This window comes from Glutamicibacter protophormiae (assembly GCF_016894325.1).
GTDB lineage: Bacteria > Actinomycetota > Actinomycetes > Actinomycetales > Micrococcaceae > Glutamicibacter > Glutamicibacter protophormiae.
The window spans coordinates 1,575,889-1,596,272 of record NZ_CP069806.1 but is presented as its reverse complement, the minus strand read 5'-3'; the positions used below and the strand labels follow the sequence as shown (position 1 = coordinate 1,596,272).

The window sequence follows — 20,384 nt, the reverse complement described above, 5'->3', positions numbered from 1 at the left end:
ACAGTCGGGAACTTGCTAGCTTGGTGATTCGTCACAGGGTATTAATCGGCTTTCTTCGCGGCCTGGTTAATGAGATCCGCGTAGCTGTTGAATTGGTCCAGGTGCGCAGCGACAGGATCCACGATGTTCTGGCGGACAACGCCTGCGACCGAGCGTTCAAGATTCCGGTGCACACGCTTTCTCTTCATCTTAGCGACCATTCGATTGACAAATGAACCGGCGATCCCCAGGACGATACCGAGCAGTAGCCCGAGCAACAGCATCAGGGTCGGGATTGGGAAACCTTCCACCTTCGGGGGCTCCGGAACAGCGAATTGCAGGTAGCCGGCTACGGCAAGGGCACCGAGCCACAGGGCGCCACCCAATGCCACCATAATCGACACCCATTGAAGAACCCTCGTCAAGGGCCACCACCACGACTTCTTTTCCACGGCGAGATCCGTAGACGCAATGGCCAGGTCAATTTCCTGGTCCATTGTCCCCAGCCGGTCAGCGGCACTCGCCCTGAGATTATCTGTCCAGCCCGGGGGCAATCCCCCCGAAGCCTTGGAGAGGTAGGTGTTGACCGAATGCCTAATGCCTGCTGATTGCGCCGCGGAGAGCGGCGGCTTGGAAGTCAGGGCCAGCTCGGGACGCTCGTGGTTTCGACCCAGGTTCATCCGCTTCAGCGGGTCGTTCTTGAAACGGACCAGCCAGCTGGTCAAGGGCCACCCAGTGTGGGAGGAGGCTCGGAGCAAGTAGGATTTGGCCGCCGCGTCTGCAATCACGTTCACTCCGTGGGCGGCGGCGATGCCTTGCTCCAGCTCTGCCTGATCAAGCTTCCCCGGAGCGTTGACCTGTTCCACGCCAAGTTCGGCAACGAGACGATGAACCACTTGATCAACGTCGGCCTTCAGCCGTCGAATCGACAATGCCTTGTTTTCCGCGAGCTTTGCGATTCGCGCCCGCAAGGCGTCGATACCTTCGCCGGTCTTTGATGATACCGGCAGGATCTCCAGTCCCCTGAATCCGTCTTGGGCAAGAAGCCCTGTCAGAGAATTTTGGATCTCCGCTCGATCGGATGGTGCAACAAGGTCAATCTGGTTCAGCACCACCAGCAAGTTGCCTTCCAAGGATGCCAAACCATCAAGATATCCCCGGTGTATGGATGCATCTGCGTACTTCTGCGGATCCAGCACCCACACCATCACGTCAACCTGGCCGGACAACCTGTCGACAATTTCGTGGTGGCCGAGCGCGGTTGAGTCCATGTCTGGAAGATCCAGCAGGATGAGCCCTCCGCTCGTGCCAGTGCCACGCGAAGCTTTGCCGGTTCCGAGCATTGAATCAACCACGTGCCGCTCGTCAACTTCGAGCCAATCCAGCAATTCTCCTGACCCATCAGGGTTCCAAATCGCCGCGATGGTTTTCGTGGTTGTCGGTCGAATGACCCCGGTCCGGGCCAGCTGCGCTCCGGCCATTTCATTAAACAGGCTCGATTTCCCGGAACCCGTAGCTCCGAAGAGACCGATGACCACGTGGTCAGCGGACAGCTGGCGCCTGGTTTGGGCGCGGGAGATCACCGTTGCCGCAAAGTCCACAGTTTCCGGGTCGAGGTGAGGCTCGCCAAGCTGCACCGCCTCGGAGATAGCCTCGATCTGGCTCATGAGGCTGGATTGCGCCCTGAGTACTTTGCGCTCGCTCATACGTGATGACCTTTCTGGCCTTGGGCGCGAATAAACTCTGCGAGGGCTTTTAGTTCTTCGGGCTGCTGGTGGGTCGTGATGACGTTGCGGTAGACCCCGGCGTTCGTGGTGATCAGCTCGCGTGCGCGCTCTTCGAGCATGACGCTGGCTCTGGCCGCCATCCGCCGCACGGCGTCTTCACCGAATATGGCTTCCAGCAGTTTTTGACCGACGACCGCAGATCCTCCGGCGATGCCGAGCTCCAGTCCGGTCAGTCCCGCGGTCGAGGCGAAAACGACAACCATGAGAATCACCGCGATACCGTTCACGCCGAAAGCCGCCATCCGCGCGGTCTTACGTTTTCCAGCGCCTTCTTCCCGGATCATTGTGAGGATATCTTTTTGCCATTCGCGCACGGTCTGGCTTGCCAGCTCGCTCAGGTCGCCGGGCAGTCTCGGAGTGGGCAGTTCGCGACTGAGTTCCTGCCCCATGGGCGTCGTGCGCCAAACCCGGTCTAGGCTCGCTGCCGCTTCGGTAATCTCTGCAACGAATATCGCATGGAGGCCCGTTTCAATCGCCTGTTCAACTTTGTTGCTCGCCGGTGGTCGCCCGGAGAAGAAGGAACCAATGCGGTCGCGAATACGGCCTACGCTACCTTCAATTCCACGCAGCAGTTCGCCTGCACCGACAAAATCCTGCCATCTGGCCAAGATTTCTCCGCGCAGCAAGGAGCCATCCTTCAGCGCAGACTTCACCACGTCCAGTGCCTGGTTGAAGCGCTGGTCAACACCGATGATCAGTTCCTGCAATTGTGCTTCCTGGTCTTCAAGCTCTGCGTAGAGTTCGCTCACGTCCGCAGCAGACCGCTTAAGCGCACCGTCAAGAGTCTGAACCGCGATGCGTTTCCGTTCCTGGGCGTCCTCGGCCAAGCCTCCAAGCCAGCTGGAAATTGGTTGCGTCAGCTCTCGCGGCAATAATTTGCGTTGGTCGAGCTCCATCTCATGAATCACGTGGATATCAGAAGATCCCAGTCCCTTTTCTGCGAGCAGCCGTTGTAAATCAGGGAGGATTTCCACTTCTGCGCCGGCTGGCACACGATTGAGCACGATGCTGACCGTGATGTTCCGCGCTCCGGCTTCCGTGAGCAAATCCCATGGCAGCGCGTCCGCGTAGCGGTTAGCGGTCGTGACGAATATCCATAGGTCCGCCGCGTTCAAAAGCTGCGCCGCGAGCGCGCGGTTTTCATCCGAAATGGAATCAATGTCCGGCGCATCAACGAGGGCTATCCCGGAGGGAACTTTTGAGTGTGGAGCGAGCCGCACTGACTGGGAATTCGTTTCGGCGTCGTGCTGTTGATACCCGGACTGAGTCTGCCTTTTCAAGGCGGGAAGGATTCGTCGATCTTCAAACCACGACGCATTGGAGGGATTGTAGGCAAGGACCGGCATGCGAGTCGTCGGCCGAACCGCACCGGATGCGCTCACCGACTCATCAAGCAGTGAATTCACCAGGGTGGATTTCCCGGCACCGGTGGAGCCGCCGACAACGATGAGCAGTGGCGCATGGAGATTTTCCAGCCGCGGAACAATGTAGTCGGCGATCTGATGAATCGTCTTGGCTCTGAGTACTTCGCTGGGAAGCATCGGATTGGAAGCGGCAAGCAGAAAAGTGAGCCTGTCTAGTGCGGAGCTCAGGGCAGTCAGCTGATTGATGGTTTTGAGTGCATCACCTGAGTTCTCTGGGGTAGCTGCACCGCCAGCAGAACGGGATTCCGAATATGCCTCCATGTGACCATCTTGCCCTATGCGGGGAGGTTATTTGAAACACATCGCGGAGATTTGGCTGGATATACAACAAGCCACAGATTTACCTGTGGCTTGATTCGTGACCCCAACGGGATTCGAACCCGTGTTGCCGCCGTGAGAGGGCGGAGTACTAGGCCGCTATACGATGGGGCCGTATATTCCCTTGCGGGAGGGCCTGCGAAGAATGCTTGGTGACCCCAACGGGATTCGAACCCGTGTTGCCGCCGTGAGAGGGCGGAGTACTAGGCCGCTATACGATGGGGCCGTATGCCAAGAATTTCTTCTCAGCTCATCAAATTACTTTGATGAAGCGCTGGGATACCAGGACTCGAACCTAGAATGACGGAACCAGAAACCGTTGTGTTGCCAATTACACCATATCCCATTGTGACTTGGGCTTTCAGAGTAAATTGATGAATCAATTCTCACTGATCGCTTCAGCACGAGATATAACTATACCGACGTTCTGGAATCAACACAAATCGACGGCCGTCCTAGGAATCAGCATGAATCCTGTCGAAACCTTCATCGATTAACTCTGCCAAAACCCAAAGGTCGCGGATTCGAAACCCCGAGAAATCCTGGTAGACAGACCCGCGGTCGAGTAGTATCGCGGGAAGTCCTGCATTGCGGGCTCCTGCATAGTCGTTGACAGGATTGTCCCCCACGTAGAGCGTCCGTTCTGGTCGGCTGCCGAGTCCTTTGCAGCCCGCGAGAAACGGTGCGGCTGCAGGCTTCGGGGCGCCGGCTGTATCGGAACCGACAACAACGTCAAATCCGGGCAGCCCAGCAATTTCCAATTTTGCCCGTTGGTAGGATTCAAGGTTGTTGCTGACTGCGCCGAAAGGAATTCCCATGGCTTTGAGCTGTTCCAGGTGCGGCGTGACGTCGTCAAAGGGACGCCAATAGCTACGCACTGTTTTCTCGTAAATTGCAGCCCACGATTGGTACTGCTCCCCCGCTGGCGGCTCCGCATTCACGAGTCCAAATGAATGCCGCAGGCGCATTTCACGTTGCTCCAGGAAAGTCAGCTCGCCTGCCATGTAGCGTTCGTAGGCTCCGGCTTTGTCATCGGCAAACGCGGCGGCAACAGCATTTGCCCCCGCTTCGTCCACGTGGCCAAGCTCTTCGGTTGTGAGCTCCAAGAATGCCGCGATTGCCGCTGCCCGAAGGTCCACCAGGGTGTCGTCAATGTCAAAAAGTACGCCTTGGATGGATCCTGTGCCGGATCCACCCAAGGCGTTGCGTACTTCGTTCACGAAATAGGAGTTTTCCGCTACCGTGAAGCGCCTAAGGTGCGCAGACGGTTAAGGCTCGAATCCCGGCCGAGAATTTCCATGGATTCAAACAACGGCGGCGAGACGCGCTTGCCGGAAACGGCAACGCGTGCCGGTCCGAACGCCTGGCGCGGCTTCAATTCCATCTCTTCCACCAGCTTGGTCCGCAGGGCATTCTGGATCTCTTCCGCGTTCCAGTTCTGCACGCCTTCCAACGCCTCAAGCGAGGCATTCACCACTTCACCCAAGTTGGCTGGCATGCCCTTGAGCGCCTTGTCTTCAACAACAATCTCGTCATCATTCTTGAAGAGGAATTCGAGCATGTCTGCAGCTTCGCCCAGCAGGGTGATGCGCTCCTGGACCAGGGGCGCGGCCTGGTCGAGGATCTCGTTTTCACGGTCAGTGAGTTCTTCATCGACGAGGCCTGCGGCCTGGAGGTAGGGAACCAGACGATTGCGGAAGTCCGTCGGTTCCAGCATGCGAACGTGCGTGCCGTTAATGGCTTCAGCCTTCTTCACGTCAAATCGAGCCGGATTCGACAGCACGTCGGTCACGTCGAAAGCCTTGATCAGTTCTTCGCTGCTGAAGATGTCCTGATCCGCGCTCAGGGACCAGCCGAGCAGCGCCAGGTAGTTCAGCAGGCCTTCGGGAATGAAGCCGTTCTCGCGGTGCAGGAACAAGCTCGATTCGGGATCGCGCTTGGAGAGCTTCTTGTTGCCTTGGCCCATCACGTATGGGAGGTGCCCGAACCGCGGCATGTACTTGGCAACACCTACATCATGCAGCAGTGCGTAGAGGACGACCTGTCGCGGCGTGGAAGACAGCAGGTCCTCGCCGCGCAGCACGTGGGTGACTCCCATCAGCGCGTCATCCACCGGGTTAACCAACGTGTACAGCGGCTGGCCGTTGGCGCGGACTACGACGTAGTCCGGCACGCTGCCCGGCTTGAAGGTGATTTCACCACGGACCAAGTCGTTGAAGGTCACGTCCTCATCCGGCATGCGCACACGAAGCACTGGTTCGCGGCCTTCGGCCTTGAAAGCGGCAATCTGCTCCGCGGTCAGTTCACGGTCGAAGTTGTCGTAGCCCAGCTTTGGGTCGCGGCCGGCGGCCTTGTGGCGCGCTTCGACCTCCTCCGGCGTCGAGTAGGACTCGTACAGGTGTCCCGCCTCGCGAAGCTTGGCAATGACGTCCTGGTAAATGTCGCCGCGCTGCGATTGGCGGTACGGCTCGTGCGGGCCACCCACGTTGACGCCTTCATCCCAATCGATGCCCAGCCAGTCCAGTGCGTCCAGAACCTGGTTGAAGCTTTCCTCGGAATCGCGCTTTGCGTCGGTATCCTCGATACGGAAAATCATCTTGCCACCGGTATGGCGGGCATAGGCCCAGTTGAACAGGGCCGTACGAATCATGCCTACGTGTGGAGTGCCGGTAGGCGATGGGCAGAAACGGACGCGAACAGGAGTGTCTTCGGTCACGGGTGGAATCAGGGAAAGATCAGTCATGATGGTTCCATTCTATGCCTTCGCTCCATCTTGCCGAATTCAAAGCACTAAGGCCCCCGGTCTTTGAAGACCCGGGGCCAGTGCGGTACCACCAAAATGATGATGGCAAGATGGTGGCTTTTCAAGTTTCAACGAAAAAACCACGTTTGTCCAAATCGCGTTATCGGCGGAACACCGAGCGGAGAGTGCCGAGGCCTTCAAGCTCAATCTCAACGATGTCGCCGGCGTTGACAAGACCCACGCCTGCAGGGGTACCGGTCATGATGACATCACCGGGAAGCAGCGTGAAGGCTTCGGAAGCCCGGGCCACGAGTTCGGAAACCGGCCAGATCATGTCCTTGGTGGAACCATCCTGGCGGACCTCGCCATTCAGGCGCGTAGTGATCGCGACGTCATCAGGATCTTCCAGTTCGGTTTCGATCCATGGTCCGAGTGGGCACGAACCATCGAATCCCTTGGCACGAGCCCACTGCGGGTCTGTGCGCTGCGCGTCCCTGGCAGTGAGGTCATTGGCAATCGTGTATCCGAAGATGACATCGCCGGCCTTTTCTGCCGGCACGTCCTTGCAGATACGTCCAATGACGACGGCCAGCTCTCCTTCGAAGGAAACCTCCTGCGAAAACGCCGGGAGGGTCACTGGTTCGCCGTGACCGACCACCGAGGTATTCGGTTTCAGGAACATCAGCGGCTCCGGCGGGACCTCGTTGCCGAGCTCCTTGGCGTGCTCACTGTAGGTTCGGCCGAATCCGACGACCTTGGAACGCGGAATAATCGGCGCTACCAGACGAACGTCGTCAAGCGGGTGAACGGCACCGGTGGTCTTGATGCCTTGGAAGAACGGATCCCCCGCTAGGACGTGAACGTTTTCTCCATCGACAACTCCGTAAAGCGGGTCGCCGTCAACTACAAATCGTGCAATGCGCATAATTCAACCCTATCTCGCTCTGGCCACTGCCTGGCACGCTCAGGCGGCTTACTTGTTGCAGATAAATTCGCTTAGTTCTTCATCACTCATCGTATGGAGCTCAAGGTCCGGGAAACCTGTCGGGTTCTGGCTCTGCCAGCGCCACATGTCACCCACCATCTGCTCAAGTCCGCGCTCGGCCTTCCACCCAAGATCAAGGCGGGCTTTCTCCGGGTCGGCATAGTTCTCAGCAACGTCACCGGCGCGCCGTTCCACAATCTCGTACGGCACAGGGCGCTTCGAGATGCGGGCGAATGCTTCGATGACCTCCAGCACGCTGGACCCGGCACCGGTGCCCAAATTCCAGACGTGGGCGCCAGTTGACTGCTGCAGGTACCCGAGGGCCGACAGGTGTCCTGCCGCTAGATCCATAACGTGGATGTAGTCCCGAACGCCGGTTCCATCGGACGTCGGATAATCACCGCCGAAAACATTGACCTTTTCCCGCACTCCCACGGCAACCTGGGCCACAAACGGCATGAGGTTATTCGGGATGCCTTGCGGATCCTCGCCGATCTCGCCGGATTCGTGGGCTCCTACTGGGTTGAAATATCGCAAGTTGGCGATGGACCAGCGCGGGTCTGACGCCGCCAATTCTTCAAGCATTTCCTCGATATGCAGCTTCGTGCGTCCATAGGGATTGGTGGCGCTGCGAGGCGTTGACTCCAAAAGCGGCAAGGCCGTCGATTCGCCGTAGACAGTCGCGGATGAACTGAAAACGAGTGTCCGGCAATCGACTGCTTCCATCGCATCCAGAAGATTCAGCGTGCCGGTAACGTTGTTGCGGTAGTAGCGCAACGGTTGGGCTACGGACTCCCCCACGGCTTTCAACCCGGCAAAATGGATCACTGCATCCGGACGCAGGGACTCGAAGATCGAGTTCATTGCCGCAGCATCGAGCAAGTCGACGTGGTGAAGCTCCGGTGCCCGTCCGGCTAGCTGCGTAACGCGGCGAATAGACTCCGGCGAGGAATTGCTGAAGTTGTCGATAATGGAAACCCTGTGTCCCTCTTGCAACAGCAGAAGGACGGTGTGCGAGCCAATGTACCCTGCTCCACCGGTAACCAGAACGTGCATGCGAAAAATCCTCACTCAAGACGAATTGCCTGTGCAATTAATATTGCACAGGCAATTCTACTAATTTTTCTAGGCGTTAGGCCAAACGCTCCAGCCAGCCGTGGCGATCTTCGACCGTTCCGCGCTGGATTCCGAGCAGTTCCTCACGGATCGACATCGTGACCTCGCCAGCCTTGGCGTTCTCTTCGCCGATGAGCTCCGTGCCGTTCTTCAGAACGCCAATCGGGGTGATCACGGCGGCGGTTCCGCAGGCGAAGACCTCGGTGATCTCGCCACTGGCAATGCCTTCACGCCATTCATCGAGGGTGATGCGACGTTCCTCGACGTCCATTCCCCGGTCTTTGGCAAGCTGGATCACGGACGAGCGGGTAACGCCTTCGAGGATGGTTCCGGTCAGTGCCGGAGTCACGAGCTTGTTGTCCTTGGTAACGAAGAACACGTTCATGCCGCCAAGTTCTTCAACCGCATTGTCGTTGAATGGATCAAGGAAGAGCACCTGCTTGCATCCGTTGTCCTCGGCTTCAAGCTGGGCAACGAGCGATGCCGCATAGTTTCCGCCGCACTTGGCCGAACCGGTACCGCCCCGGCCTGCACGCGCATAATTCTGGGACACCCAAATAGCCACCGGCTTAAGTTCTCCACCGAAGTAGTTGCCTGCCGGCGATGCGATGACCCGGAAGGAAACTTCGCGCGCTGCACGAACACCCAGGAACGCCTCGGTGGCGATCATGAATGGACGCAGGTAGAGGGCCTCGCCATCACCGGTTGGCACCCAGTCGATATCGGAAGCAACGAGCTTGCGCAGCGACTCCACGAATACGTCCTCGTCGAGCTGGGGCAAAGCCAAGCGTGCTGCCGATTTATTCAGTCGGGCGGCGTTCGCGTGGGGACGGAATGTCCAGACAGAGCCGTCCTCATGACGGTAGGCCTTCAGGCCTTCAAAGATTTCCTGGCCGTAGTGGAGCACAGAGGCAGCAGGATCCAGTGCGATAGGGCCGTATGGTTCGATGCGCGCATCATGCCAGGTACCGCCGTGGCCTTCACCGCTGGCCGACCAGTCAATGACTGCAGTGTGGTCGGTGAAGAAATCCCCGAAGCCCGGGTCGGCAAGAACTTTTGCGCGGTCCGCGGCGCTCTTGCGGTTCGTTGAGAGATTTTCGGTGAATTCCATCTAACCTTGGACTTCCTAATTCATGTACGAGCAACGGGTGTCCCACAAAGTTGCGGAACACCCGTTTGTGGATTAGCTACCGGTTACTCAAAAACCGGAAACTTCCCTTTTAGCTTATGCCAGCAGGGCTACAATTGCATCGCCAATTTCGCTGGTGGTGCGGTGATCGGTCAATTCCTGACGTGAAGTGATCTCTTTTTCGACTGCCCGTTCAACAGCCTTGGACTCTTCAGAGAGTCCCAAATGATCAAGCATCAGCGCGACGGACAGGATCGCTGCGGTCGGATCTGCCTTCTGCTGGCCGGCAATGTCGGGCGCGGAGCCGTGTACAGGTTCGAACATCGACGGGTAGGTCCGCGACATGTTGATGTTGCCGCTGGCCGACAGGCCAATGCCGCCGGTGATTGCGCCGGCCTGGTCCGTCAGGATGTCACCGAAAAGATTGTCTGTGACGATGACATCAAACCGGGCGGGGTCGGTGGTCAAGAAAATCGTCGCAGCGTCCACGTGGAGGTAATCATGGGTGACCTCTGGGAAATCTGCTGCGACCGCTTCAACAGTCCGACGCCACAAGTGGCCAGCATGAACCAAAACGTTGTGCTTGTGAACCAGAGTCACGTGCTTGCGCTCGCGCCGGGAAGCGCGCGCAAAGGCATCACGAACAACGCGTTCCACGCCGTAAGCGGTATTCACCGACACTTCGGTGGCAATTTCGTGCGGGGTGCCCGTACGCACGGAGCCGCCGTTGCCCACGTAGGGGCCTTCGGTGCCTTCGCGCACAACAATGAAATCGATATTGCCCGGATTGGCCAGCGGGCTTTCAATGCCCGGATAAAGCTTCGAGGGACGCAGGTTGACGTAGTGATCCAGCGCAAAGCGAAGCTTCAGCAGCAATTCACGCTCAATCAGCCCCGAAGGAATGCGAGTGTCGCCGGGCGCGGCACCTACCGCACCGAACAAGATGGCATCGTGCTTCTTGAGACTATCCAGGGTCTCCTCTGGCAGAGTTTCACCGGTTTCCAGCCAATGCTCGGCCCCCAACTTGTAGGTGGTCAGATTGATCTCCTTGTCACCACCATTGGTGACAAAGTTCAAGACTTTGACGGCTTCCGCGACGACTTCTGGTCCAATGCCATCCCCAGGGATGACTGCAATTTCAAAAACTTTTCCCATAACACCAAGCCTATCGAATCAAGTCCAACATGTGAGAGCCCGTCTCAAATAGTGAAAAATGTTAGCTTTCCGCTCTTCCGACTTCAGACTCGGGTATGAGGTTTCTCAGCATGGGGGCAACTAAACTTGAATGCGATGCACCGTTCAGGGCATTCGTGGCAACCGTGTGCAACAGCACGTATTCCTATTTCCAGAGGCGTAGTTGATCCTTTCAAACCCGCATCGCCGAATTGATCGGTGGATTCGCGAAAATTCGAGCAAAGTGGATTTTGCAACGGGCCTGACCTACACGCTCTTTTGCCTGCTTTTGACGGCAACCCTCGGGTTCAGCAGTTCGCTATTGACCACCCTTTCGCTAGTTGCCATTTCCTTGATGCAAACCGCACCCTTGATGATGCGCCGTTCCAAGCCATGGCTCGCGACACTCATTGTCACGTCAGGGCATCTGCTGCAGCTGGCCTTTGCAGGGCTTGTCCTGCCCTCGCAGCTATCCGTCCCAATCATGGTCTATACGATGGCAGTCTATGGAAAACGGTGGCAGTCCTTCACCACCTTGGGTTTCGGGTTGCTGGGAGCTTTGTTGGCTACATTCAGCATGTTCAACAGCGCCAACTCGTCCTACGGCTTCTTCACCTTCTTCAGCTTCGACATGATGGTGTCATTCGTCGGGCTGGCCCTGGTCGTTACCGTTTCCTGGACCTTCGGCGACCTTGCGCGTAACCGGCGTCTGACAATGAAAGCGTTGCAGGACCATGCCGCGCGCCTGGAGAATGAACGCATCATCGAACGCGATCTTGCTGCCGCCGATGAACGAAACCATATTGCACGTGAAATGCATGACATCGTAGCCCATTCCTTGTCCGTCATCATCACACAAGCTGATGGCGCCCGCTACGCCGCGGTGAATGACCCGTCAATTGCCATCGACACCCTGAAAACTGTCTCCGATACTGGGCGTGCGTCCCTCCGTGAAATGCGCAGATTACTTGGCGTCCTACGCAAGGACGAGGAAGTCGCAAACCGTCCGTTGCCCACTTTGGCGAACATACCGGATCTTGTCCAGAACGCTGAAACTGCCGGGCTGGACGTTCGTTTCGACTTTGAGGGATCGCCGCGAAAAGAACTGCCAGCAGGCGCTGAACTTACCGCCTACCGGAGCGTCCAGGAGGCACTGACGAACGTAGTCAAGCATGCAGGTCCGAACACCACTGCATCGGTACAGCTCAGTTGGATCTCGCGTGGGTTGGAAATCCGCATTGAAGACAATGGTCGCGGTGCTGGTTCCCTGACTTTCGACGGGCAAGGCTACGGGTTGCAAGGCATGAGCGAACGTGTCGCCCTATACGATGGAACCTGCAGTGCCTCTCCGAGAACAGGTGGAGGATTCACAGTTTCCGTATTCATTCCCTACTCGGAGGACTAACACCCAATGGCATCAGGCAACATAATCAAGGTCGCACTTGTTGACGACCAGTTGCTGGTTCGCAGCGGTTTCCGAATGTTGATTAATTCGCAGCCCGATATGGAAGTCATCGCCGAAGCCGGCAACGGACGCGAAGCGCTGGCAACACCCTCACTGCAGCAAGCAGATGTCATCCTGATGGACGTGCGCATGCCGGAAATGGATGGGATACAGACCACCGAGCGCCTGCTGGACCCAGCCAAGAAAGCCGCGGATGGGCCCAAGGTCATCGTCCTGACGACTTTCGACATGGACGAGTACGCGCTGAGCGCCATCCAAGCAGGAGCCAGCGGTTTTCTTCTCAAGGATGCACCGCCGGAGGAGCTGCTTGAATCCGTCCGCACGGTCAACCGGGGAGATGCTGTCATTGCGCCATCGACGACGCGGCGATTGCTGAATCACATGGCCCCCATCCTGAAGAGGTCCGTAGCGCAGGCCGACAACTCGCTGATGTCGGCGGTGGAGTCGCTGACCCCACGCGAACGTGAGGTCTTCGGACTCATCGCTGAAGGACAGTCCAATCCAGAAATCGCCGAAGGTCTCTTCCTATCGGAAGCCACAGTCAAAACTCACGTCGGCCACATTCTGGCCAAACTCGGTGCACGAGATCGTGTACAAGCTGTCGTCATCGCTTATCAGACCGGAGTAGTCAGCCCGTAAATCGGCACGAAGCGGAAATCGGCCGTGGCGCTATTCCGATCTATCAATCGGAATAGCGCCACGGCCGTTTCAACTCAACGAGCGAAGACTATTTTTCTTCCTCATAGCGAGGAAACACCGGGGCCGGCGCTGGAAGCTCGGTTCCGGGAACCAGTGCTGTTCCATAGTTTTCGAAATTGCGTGCCGACCCTTCGCCCACCGCAAGGACGTTGAGCAGTGAGGTCATGGCTTGGGGAAGCACTGGCTGAAGCAGGATAGCGACCTGGCGGACAATCTCTATCGTCACGTAGAGGACGGTCTCCATGCGAGCCGGATCCGTCTTCTTCAGCTTCCAAGGTTCGTGCTCCGCGAAGTACGCATTGGTATCTCCGAGAACATGCCACACGGCTTCCAAAGCTCTGCTGAATTCTTGGCGGTCGTATGCATCCCGGTTGATCTCCAACAGCTTCGCGGCGGCTCCCAGAATTTCGGTATCAGCTGCCAACAATTCACCGGGCGTCGGCACCAATCCCCCGCAGTTCTTGGCTACCATCGACAGCGAACGCTGTGCAAGATTGCCGAAGTTGTTTGCCAGGTCGCCATTGATACGCGCCACGATGGTCTCGTGGTTGTAGTTTCCGTCGGCGCCAAAAGGTACTTCACGCAAGAAGAAGTACCGAACCTGGTCCAAGCCATACCGGGTGACAAAATCGTCAGGAGAAACGGTGTTGCCCAACGACTTGGACATCTTGACACCATTGTTATGCAGGAAGCCGTGAATCATGACTCGTTTGGGAACCGGCAGATTCGCGGACATCAGGAATGCCGGCCAGTAGATCGCGTGGAATCGCGAGATGTCTTTGCCAATCACATGGACGTCTGCTGGCCAGTATTTCTGGAAGGACGCCGACTCAACATCCGGGAATCCAACGCCGGTCAAGTAGTTCGTCAGGGCGTCGACCCACACGTACATGACGTGCTTTTCGTTGCCTGGTACCGGTATTCCCCAGTCGAATGTCGTGCGTGAAATCGAAAGATCGGTTAGTCCGCCTTCAACGAAACGGACAACTTCATTGAACCTGGAGCGTGGCGCACCGAAGTCGGGATTCGCCTCGTAGTAAGCCAAGAGCTTGTCCTGGTACTTGGACAGTCGGAAGAAATATGATTCCTCCTCTGTCCAAGTAACCTCAGTGTCAGTTTCCGTGGCGTATCGAATTCCGTCTTCTCGCACGTCGGTCTGCTCTTCGGTGTAGAACGCTTCATCCCGCACCGAGTACCAGCCTGCGTACTTATCCAGGTAGATATCGCCATTGGCTTCCATACGCCGCCATAGCTCCTGCGCAGCAGCGTGATGATCTGCATCTGAGGTACGGATAAAACGGTCGTAGCTCGTTCCGAGCTCGTCATTCATTGCCTGGAAGGCATCCGAATTTCGCTGAGCAAGTTGAGCCGGGGTGATCCCTTCCTTTTCCGCGGTCTGCATCATCTTCTGGCCATGCTCATCGGTACCAGTCATGAAAAAGACGTCGAAGCCATCCAAACGCTTGAAGCGTGCCAACGTGTCGGTTGCCACTACTTCATAGGCATGCCCAATATGGGGAGTGCCGTTCGGATAGGAGATTGCAGTTGTCGCGTAAAAGGGTTTCTGCTGAGAAGTCACGATCTAAATTTACCTTAGTCCCGCCGGGAAAGTGGTTTCCGTAAAGCTCCGCGAATGTCACATCAGCCGATCAAGGTAGTCCCAGAATGCTCCACGGAGTGCCCGCCGAATCTTCTGTTGGTCGGTCTTCCACTCCCCTAGCACTTGCGCACAATCTTTCAGCAATGTTCTATCAATTTCCAGAGGCAGCTGAGGCTTATCTGCAAGGAGTTCAAGTACTTCTGCTTGGGTGGTGAGTGCCAGCCATGATTCGGCAACCTTGCCACCGATTTCTTCTGCTGCTGCGAGCTCTTTTTGTTCGTAGGCCGCGATTCCCTGATACCCTTGGCGAGCGGAGCCGCTGGAGTAAACAATTTCTACGTGTGCCATCGGTTCAACTGATTTCAGCTGAGCAACTTTTTGCGCCATCACGGCTGGCGTCGGCACAGGTAGTCCGACAGCAGTAATGCCTTCATTCGAGTCGGACGTAGCTTTGGCAATGCGCGCCGATTTTTCAGAATGGTTCTGGTCCCACTCAATCACTCGGGTGAATGCAGAATCCAAAAGCTGGTGTGGGATCGTCTCAATTGCATCGGCGGTGAGCGCCAAATGTTCGGCGACTGAGGCTACTCCCAATCTACTTTCTGGTTTCGCGACACCAAGAAGCACAACTTTCATGCCAAGGTCTTGCGCCTCTTCAACGGCCTCTGCCAAGTCATCATCGCCCGAGACCAGATAAGCCACAGCAGCGGCATGTGTTCTTGCGACACCAACCAGATCCAAAGCCAGCCTTAGGTCAACACCCTTCTGTTCACCATTGTAAGAAATACGCCCTAACCGAACCTTGACCCCTGCAATAAGCCCAATACGCTTGTGTTGCTCCGTAAATAATCCGTCCTTAGAAGCGTCATACCAGTAAACCCGCAAGTTACTCAGCCCGGAATTCTTCTTGACGGTTTGGACAATCCCCCGTACCAGAGATTCATAGTGGGTTGTAAACGCTGATCGTAAGGTTGTCCCGGCGGCCCGATGTCCACCCAAAGATAATAAGAATCCAGCATCAATGAAAATTGCAGTTTGGCTCGGCATAGTTCGATCGTACTGTAAATACCCACAACAGACTCGGGCTCCTTTTGGAGAATGCGAAAAGTAAGTCGGGCTACACCGACTACGCTTCTCAGACGGTTGCCAGATCATTTGCTTGTCCGTCTTTGCATGGGGCACTTTAGCGAAGAGGTTTTCAAGTTATTTTCTCTAGGAATAGTATCTCCTAGCAATCAGGTGGTACCTGAACCGTCTGTAATTGGGGCTCCCCGCAATTAGTGGACACGTGACCTGCCTCACGCAGCTAGCGCGAGCACAGCTCCACACTCTTCAACCAGCTCCTGCTGGCCGCGCAGCAGTTGTTCAAATTCCACCGGAGGGACCATGCCCAGGCTTGAATGCAGCCGGCGGCGGTTGTAGAAATCCTCTATCCACCAGGCGGCTTTCTGCTTCGCTTCAGCCCGGGTAGCCCAACGGTACCGGTCATAGAATTCGGTCTTCAACGTTGACCAGAATGACTCCTGCATGGCGTTGTCCCAGCACACGCCGGTACGCCCAACGGACTGCAGCAGATCCAGTTCAACCGCCACTTCATGCAGCTGAGCCGAGGTGAATTGAGCGCCGTGGTCCGCGTGGAACACCACCTGACCTGGAATCTGGCCTCGCAAGGGCTTGGCCATGCGCAGCACCCGCTCCACCAGATCGGTGTTGTGCACGCTGTCCATCGCCCAGCCCAGCACCCTGCGGGAGTACCCATCACGTACCGCGCACAAGTACAACCAGCCCTCATTGGTGCGCAGATAAGTAATATCGCTGATCCAGACTTTGTCCACAGCACCTTGGTCCCACTGGCGGTGCACCCGATCCGGCAGATGGTAGGTGTCAACGCCTGGGATCGTGGTCACCGGGGTGAACCTCCTGGGGCTGATCCCTTCAATGCCCTGGCGCAGCATTGAGGCGGCCACCGTCTTTTGATCGGCCGGACTGCCCTCGCGGGCCAGCTGGGCTGCCACCCGTGGCGCACCGTAGGTCTGGTGCGAGTCTTCGAAGACCTTGGCGACCTTCTGATCCCGTTCCCGCTGCGCGGCAGCCCTCGGGGACGGCCCCGTGGTTTGGCGGTGCCGCCAGGCGTAGTAGCCGGATTTGGAAACCTGAAGCAAAGCCGCCATCCGTGTCAGGGCGAAGTCATCCTTCAACGCGTGCATCAGTTCGAACCGTTCGACCGATGTTGCTTCGATGCGAAGAAGGACGCTGCTTTTCCCAGGAAGCGGTTGTCCTCCCGCAGTTCGAAGACTTCCTTGCGCAAGTGCTTGAGTTCCTCGCGTTCGGACTCATCCAGCGCTCCGGTCGGCTCACCGTCCAAGACTCGGCGGGAGCGTTCCTTCTTCACCCAGGTGCCCAGCGTTTGCTCGCCGAGGTTCAACTCCTTGGCGACCGCGCTGATGCTGCGTCCGGTATCGATGACCAGGCCAGCGGCTTCCCTGCGGTACTCCTCGGTGCAGGACCTGCGTTGCTTTTTCATGTTGCTCATTAGTGACATCCTCTCAAAAACTGGGATCGGTTGATCCCGCTTATTCGGGTGTCCACTAATTCAGGCTACCCCCAAGCCAGAGAAAGCTGCCAAGCCTTCCCCGTCACCACCCCGGGAATGAACAGGGCCATCGCTTGGATCCGCCGCAACACCCACAGGCAGATCCTCGCCGCCGTGGAAGGCACCCGCTCCTACGGGGCGACCATCACCCACGCCCTGACCCAGGCCGGCATCACGGTCGTCGAGGTCAAACCCCCACGAAAAAAGGAACGCGCCGGAGTCGGGAAAACCGATGAAATCGACGCCACTGCAGCAACCATGGGGATCCTCTCCGCCGACGTGGAACGCCTGTTACAGCCACGTGGCGAAGGAGTCCGCTCAGCATTGAATATCCTGGTCTCCAGCCGGCAGCGGATCGACTCCCAACGCACCGCCAACCGCAATGCCCTGAACGCACTGGTCCGCAAACTCGACTTAGGAATTGACGCACGCAGGGCCCTGAGTGAACGGCAGGTCCATCAGATCAGCAGCTGGCGGGAACATCCCAGCGACACCGTTGAGCAACGCTACGCCCGCGTTGAGGCCATCCGGCTGGCTACCAGTATCGTGGAGGCTGACCAGCAACTCAAGGCCAACTAGCAGGCCATGAGTGCGCTCGATGAGCAGATGGCGCCGAGCCTGCAGTCGCAGTTCGGGTTCGGTGCTGTGACCGTGGCGTGGATCCTCGTAGCCTACTCGCATCCTGGGCGGGTCCATTCGGAGGCGGCCTTCGCTAATATGGCTGGTGTTGCCCCATTGCAAGCGTCCTCGGGGAACACCACACGTCACCGTTTGAACCGTCGCGGGGATCGGTTGCTGAATCAAGCCGTGGATGTGATCGCTAAATCCCGGATGCACTTTGACAAGGACACGAAGGCGTATGTTGAGAAGCGCACCGCGGAAGGCATGAGTGATCGGGAGATCAAGCGGATCCTCAAACGGTACATCATCAGAAACATTTTCCGGCAGTTACAGCGTCTAATGGGTTGACAGAACCCATAGAAGGGTCACGTAATAGAGATGTCCTGAGAGAGGACACTTTTCACGGATAGGATATTCTGCCGTGTGGCCGATACCAGTCCGAGACAGAAGTCGCCGTCGGAGCAACGCTGTAATGGGTCACACCCTGGCAGGTAGACATTCTTCTGATAAGGCTACCGAGGTGGGCCGGGTAGGCGCCGGCCGCCCAACAACGTAGACAGACACTTCTCGCAAACGACACCTAACGGGTCAGTCTTACTTTGAGTCATGCCCTCATCGGTGGAAAGCCTGGCATCTGCCCTGCCAGCTGATCCCAGATCAGCCACCACAAGACCCAAAGCCTTACATATTTTCGGGTCGCCGCGCTAAAAATAGAGGAACCAGTTCAAATCAAAGGAGTTGGTTCAAGGCTAATATATTGGCTATGAGGCCGAATATTAAATCAGTTCTCTACTAAAGCTCGAAATTGCTCTTTGCGGGAAGAAGTTTGGCAAGAGAGCTGCTAATAAAGGCAGCTGTTCGGATACGATTAGACTCGGTTTCTTTGGTTGATCCGTCGTTGATGACGATACAGTCCTTGTCACGTTTTGCGTTTAGTCGAGCCATCCTCGACCTGCCATCTTCGATGGCCGGATCAATATAGTCATATTTAATTTGCGACGGCACAGCTAGACCGCAAGCCATGGCATAGTTAAAATAGAAAGAACCCGAAATTGCTACGTCAGTTGACTCCCTGAATTGAGCTTCGCGAGTCCTTCTAAATATTTCTGGAAACTCTTCTTCCGCTTTTGCAATCAGGTGTCGATTTAATGCACTAGGGGTATGGAAAAATTTCCTTGAGAAGGTCTTATAGCCCTTCGAACCGAGTGCGATTCTCGCATTTTTGGCTGCAATAGTTGAAGCGTTATCAAACTCAGAAATTTCATCCTGATCCACCATCGCCTTCGAGAAGAATACTTTGGAAACTCCATTACCATAAAAGAAGGAAGAAGGGTCGAGGGGACGGGTCAAGAAAAAATCATCATTAAAATATAAATAGTGTTCGGACAGGCCCTCTATACGGTGAAGGTTTGACTCAATTGCATGGGAGTTAAAATTCGGAAGCCCGGATGAGTCGGGCCATATCTCTGAGTGCGACACGATTTCTATCTTAGGGTTACCCGTGTCCAGCCAGTCTGGAATCTGCCCCGCCGTCACAATCCAAATCTTGCGAATCCAAGGAGCGAACTGTTCTAGCGAGCGTAAGCTGTACTTGAGCTCATCGTGATCTGCAAATCTAGCATCCGAAACAGCATCATTTACATACAGATCCTGATCCAATACATTCAAAGCGGCAGCCTTTTGCGCTTGCCAGACCGGGTCAGCCCCATCCACCCAAGTGTAAACTGCGTCGATTGGAAAATCGACTTCCCAAAGCAAGGGTTTCGCGGCCCTCAAAAGTGCGGCCTCAAACGCTTCTCTCCTAAGTTCTGGATCGGGCAGGACAGTGGCGTGCTCATTCCAGACTGGGGCAATGATTACATTAGTAGTGTTGAGATCTCCCTCTGGATTTTCAGTTTCGGACAGCACCTCGTCACTCTGCCAAAAGTGGATCTGCACCCCCTGTGAAGCGCCGGTCCGAAAATTAGACTTTGGGCTGTATGTCACACGTTCGTAGATCCTGAAAGCAGAGTACTTTGAATGCATCTTTAATTCCCTGATAAGTCTGGGCTGCCCTGCGCTCTTACCATCGTTGCGAATATACTGAAAGTACCAATGGCTAAGCTCGGGAGCATCCTTTAATGAATCAATCAAATTAGACTTATTGCCCGCAGCCATGTGAAATATGTTTGGTTGGTTACTTGGAACCGGGAACGACCAATACTCGAATTTACCCGAATTCAGTATATCTTTAATTAAATTGAATGAACTGGTTCGAACTTGACTGAAATTAATCCTGTTATCGACCCTGAAAAGTATTTGCTCACCATTTGCTGGAAGCATCATAAGGTCGGCGCGAACATTATTTTCGCGAATTCTACGTATCGAGCTTGCCTTTCGGCGCTTTCGGTCTAATTCATCGATTTGGGCTTGTATTTGTCGCCCTACTTTGGCCCCGGCGCGCTTACTTCCCCGTAAAATCCTATTCAACTTGGTCCCCTTGCTTTGATGCTTCATCAACTTACTACCGAAACGACAATTGTCACTTTCCAATGAACGGCTCAGTTGATAATGATATCCCGTTCATCTATCTCGTGGAAAATCCGCTTGTTGGCACAGGGAGCCTCTGGAAAATTTCAACTCAAGTGAGTGTATCGGGTGCCGGTGCAGGTACGAGTTACCGACGGAGACAACTCTAACGCCGGGGCCGCTGTTCTGGTCATGCTCGTTACCGGTGCGCGGTACCCATATGAAGGGGATCAACTGACACAAG

Annotated in this window: 14 protein-coding genes, 3 tRNA genes and 1 pseudogene; 3 read left to right on the top strand and 15 right to left on the bottom strand. The window is 56.2% G+C overall.

The features are described 5' to 3' along the window. Positions 1 to 41 precede the first annotated feature (41 nt). From JQN66_RS07415 to JQN66_RS07365, 11 genes are all read right to left on the bottom strand, one after another. The gene (locus JQN66_RS07415) at positions 42 to 1,685 is read right to left on the bottom strand and encodes a GTPase (protein WP_204677231.1); all 1,644 of its coding nucleotides are present in this window, start codon (positions 1,683 to 1,685) and stop codon (positions 42 to 44) included. Then, positions 1,682 to 3,451 (bottom strand): dynamin family protein, encoded by a 1,770-nt coding sequence (locus tag JQN66_RS07410; RefSeq protein WP_204677230.1) that lies wholly within the window; start codon positions 3,449 to 3,451, stop codon positions 1,682 to 1,684. Before JQN66_RS07410 ends, JQN66_RS07415 begins: the two co-directional genes overlap by 4 nt. 98 nt (positions 3,452 to 3,549) lie before the next feature. Continuing rightward, positions 3,550 to 3,622 (bottom strand) — tRNA-Glu (locus JQN66_RS07405). Between the two features lie 36 nt (positions 3,623 to 3,658). Beyond that, positions 3,659 to 3,734: transfer RNA gene (locus JQN66_RS07400), tRNA-Glu, on the bottom strand. A gap of 48 nt (positions 3,735 to 3,782) precedes the next feature. Further along, positions 3,783 to 3,854 (bottom strand) — tRNA-Gln (locus JQN66_RS07395). A gap of 109 nt (positions 3,855 to 3,963) precedes the next feature. Continuing rightward, on the bottom strand, positions 3,964 to 4,728 hold the full coding sequence (locus JQN66_RS07390) for an HAD family hydrolase (protein WP_204677229.1): 765 nt from the start codon (positions 4,726 to 4,728) through the stop codon (positions 3,964 to 3,966). 17 nt (positions 4,729 to 4,745) lie between these two features. Beyond that, positions 4,746 to 6,251, bottom strand: a complete 1,506-nt coding sequence (gene gltX, locus JQN66_RS07385) for a glutamate--tRNA ligase (protein WP_204677228.1) — start codon at positions 6,249 to 6,251, stop codon at positions 4,746 to 4,748. Positions 6,252 to 6,411: 160 nt separating this feature from the next. Then, the gene (locus JQN66_RS07380) at positions 6,412 to 7,176 is read right to left on the bottom strand and encodes a fumarylacetoacetate hydrolase family protein (RefSeq protein ID WP_204677227.1); all 765 of its coding nucleotides are present in this window, start codon (positions 7,174 to 7,176) and stop codon (positions 6,412 to 6,414) included. A gap of 48 nt (positions 7,177 to 7,224) precedes the next feature. Then, the gene (gene galE / locus JQN66_RS07375) at positions 7,225 to 8,292 is read right to left on the bottom strand and encodes a UDP-glucose 4-epimerase GalE (protein ID WP_204677226.1); all 1,068 of its coding nucleotides are present in this window, start codon (positions 8,290 to 8,292) and stop codon (positions 7,225 to 7,227) included. 76 nt (positions 8,293 to 8,368) lie between these two features. Then, positions 8,369 to 9,463, bottom strand: coding sequence for a branched-chain amino acid aminotransferase (locus JQN66_RS07370; protein WP_204677225.1), 1,095 nt, complete (start codon positions 9,461 to 9,463; stop codon positions 8,369 to 8,371). Between the two features lie 114 nt (positions 9,464 to 9,577). Continuing rightward, the gene (locus JQN66_RS07365) at positions 9,578 to 10,636 is read right to left on the bottom strand and encodes a 3-isopropylmalate dehydrogenase (protein ID WP_204677224.1); all 1,059 of its coding nucleotides are present in this window, start codon (positions 10,634 to 10,636) and stop codon (positions 9,578 to 9,580) included. 262 nt (positions 10,637 to 10,898) lie between these two features. Here JQN66_RS07365 and JQN66_RS07360 point away from each other — a divergent pair, with 262 nt between their 5' ends. Beyond that, complete coding sequence (locus JQN66_RS07360; protein ID WP_239464167.1) at positions 10,899 to 12,059, top strand: sensor histidine kinase; 1,161 nt, start codon at positions 10,899 to 10,901, stop codon at positions 12,057 to 12,059. A gap of 6 nt (positions 12,060 to 12,065) precedes the next feature. Then, the gene (locus tag JQN66_RS07355; RefSeq protein ID WP_188947870.1) at positions 12,066 to 12,758 is read left to right on the top strand and encodes a response regulator; all 693 of its coding nucleotides are present in this window, start codon (positions 12,066 to 12,068) and stop codon (positions 12,756 to 12,758) included. A gap of 88 nt (positions 12,759 to 12,846) precedes the next feature. Here JQN66_RS07355 and metG read toward each other — a convergent pair whose 3' ends face one another. From metG to JQN66_RS07340, 3 genes are all read right to left on the bottom strand, one after another. After that, on the bottom strand, positions 12,847 to 14,397 hold the full coding sequence (gene metG, locus JQN66_RS07350; protein ID WP_204677222.1) for a methionine--tRNA ligase: 1,551 nt from the start codon (positions 14,395 to 14,397) through the stop codon (positions 12,847 to 12,849). Between the two features lie 57 nt (positions 14,398 to 14,454). Further along, positions 14,455 to 15,465 (bottom strand): NYN domain-containing protein, encoded by a 1,011-nt coding sequence (locus JQN66_RS07345; protein ID WP_204677221.1) that lies wholly within the window; start codon positions 15,463 to 15,465, stop codon positions 14,455 to 14,457. Between the two features lie 251 nt (positions 15,466 to 15,716). Further along, positions 15,717 to 16,951 (bottom strand): IS3 family transposase gene (locus JQN66_RS07340; RefSeq protein ID WP_204677220.1). Its coding sequence is split into 2 segments (ribosomal slippage): positions 15,717 to 16,672 and positions 16,672 to 16,951, totalling 1,236 coding nucleotides; the frame shifts between segments, so codons are not numbered across the junction. Positions 16,952 to 17,029: 78 nt separating this feature from the next. Here JQN66_RS07340 and JQN66_RS07335 point away from each other — a divergent pair. Then, positions 17,030 to 17,980: pseudogene (locus JQN66_RS07335) on the top strand (transposase); the annotation flags it as partial. Between the two features lie 444 nt (positions 17,981 to 18,424). On the opposite strand, the gene JQN66_RS07330 reads toward JQN66_RS07335, so the two are convergent. Beyond that, positions 18,425 to 20,128, bottom strand: coding sequence for a Stealth CR1 domain-containing protein (locus tag JQN66_RS07330; RefSeq protein ID WP_204677219.1), 1,704 nt, complete (start codon positions 20,126 to 20,128; stop codon positions 18,425 to 18,427). Positions 20,129 to 20,384 lie beyond the last annotated feature (256 nt).

Bases quoted from the DNA above. Each gene is read 5' to 3' on its own strand.
- JQN66_RS07345 (WP_204677221.1), bottom strand. From the start codon at position 15,465: ATGCCGAGCCAAACTGCAATTTTCATTGATGCTGGATTCTTATTATCT.
- JQN66_RS07370 (WP_204677225.1), bottom strand. From the start codon at position 9,463: ATGGAATTCACCGAAAATCTCTCAACGAACCGCAAGAGCGCCGCGGAC.
- JQN66_RS07410 (WP_204677230.1), bottom strand. From the start codon at position 3,451: ATGGAGGCATATTCGGAATCCCGTTCTGCTGGCGGTGCAGCTACCCCA.
- JQN66_RS07380 (WP_204677227.1), bottom strand. From the start codon at position 7,176: ATGCGCATTGCACGATTTGTAGTTGACGGCGACCCGCTTTACGGAGTT.
- JQN66_RS07330 (WP_204677219.1), bottom strand. From the start codon at position 20,128: ATGAAGCATCAAAGCAAGGGGACCAAGTTGAATAGGATTTTACGGGGA.
- JQN66_RS07415 (WP_204677231.1), bottom strand. From the start codon at position 1,685: ATGAGCGAGCGCAAAGTACTCAGGGCGCAATCCAGCCTCATGAGCCAG.
- JQN66_RS07355 (WP_188947870.1), top strand. From the start codon at position 12,066: ATGGCATCAGGCAACATAATCAAGGTCGCACTTGTTGACGACCAGTTG.
- gltX (WP_204677228.1), bottom strand. From the start codon at position 6,251: ATGACTGATCTTTCCCTGATTCCACCCGTGACCGAAGACACTCCTGTT.
- galE (WP_204677226.1), bottom strand. From the start codon at position 8,292: ATGCACGTTCTGGTTACCGGTGGAGCAGGGTACATTGGCTCGCACACC.
- JQN66_RS07365 (WP_204677224.1), bottom strand. From the start codon at position 10,636: ATGGGAAAAGTTTTTGAAATTGCAGTCATCCCTGGGGATGGCATTGGA.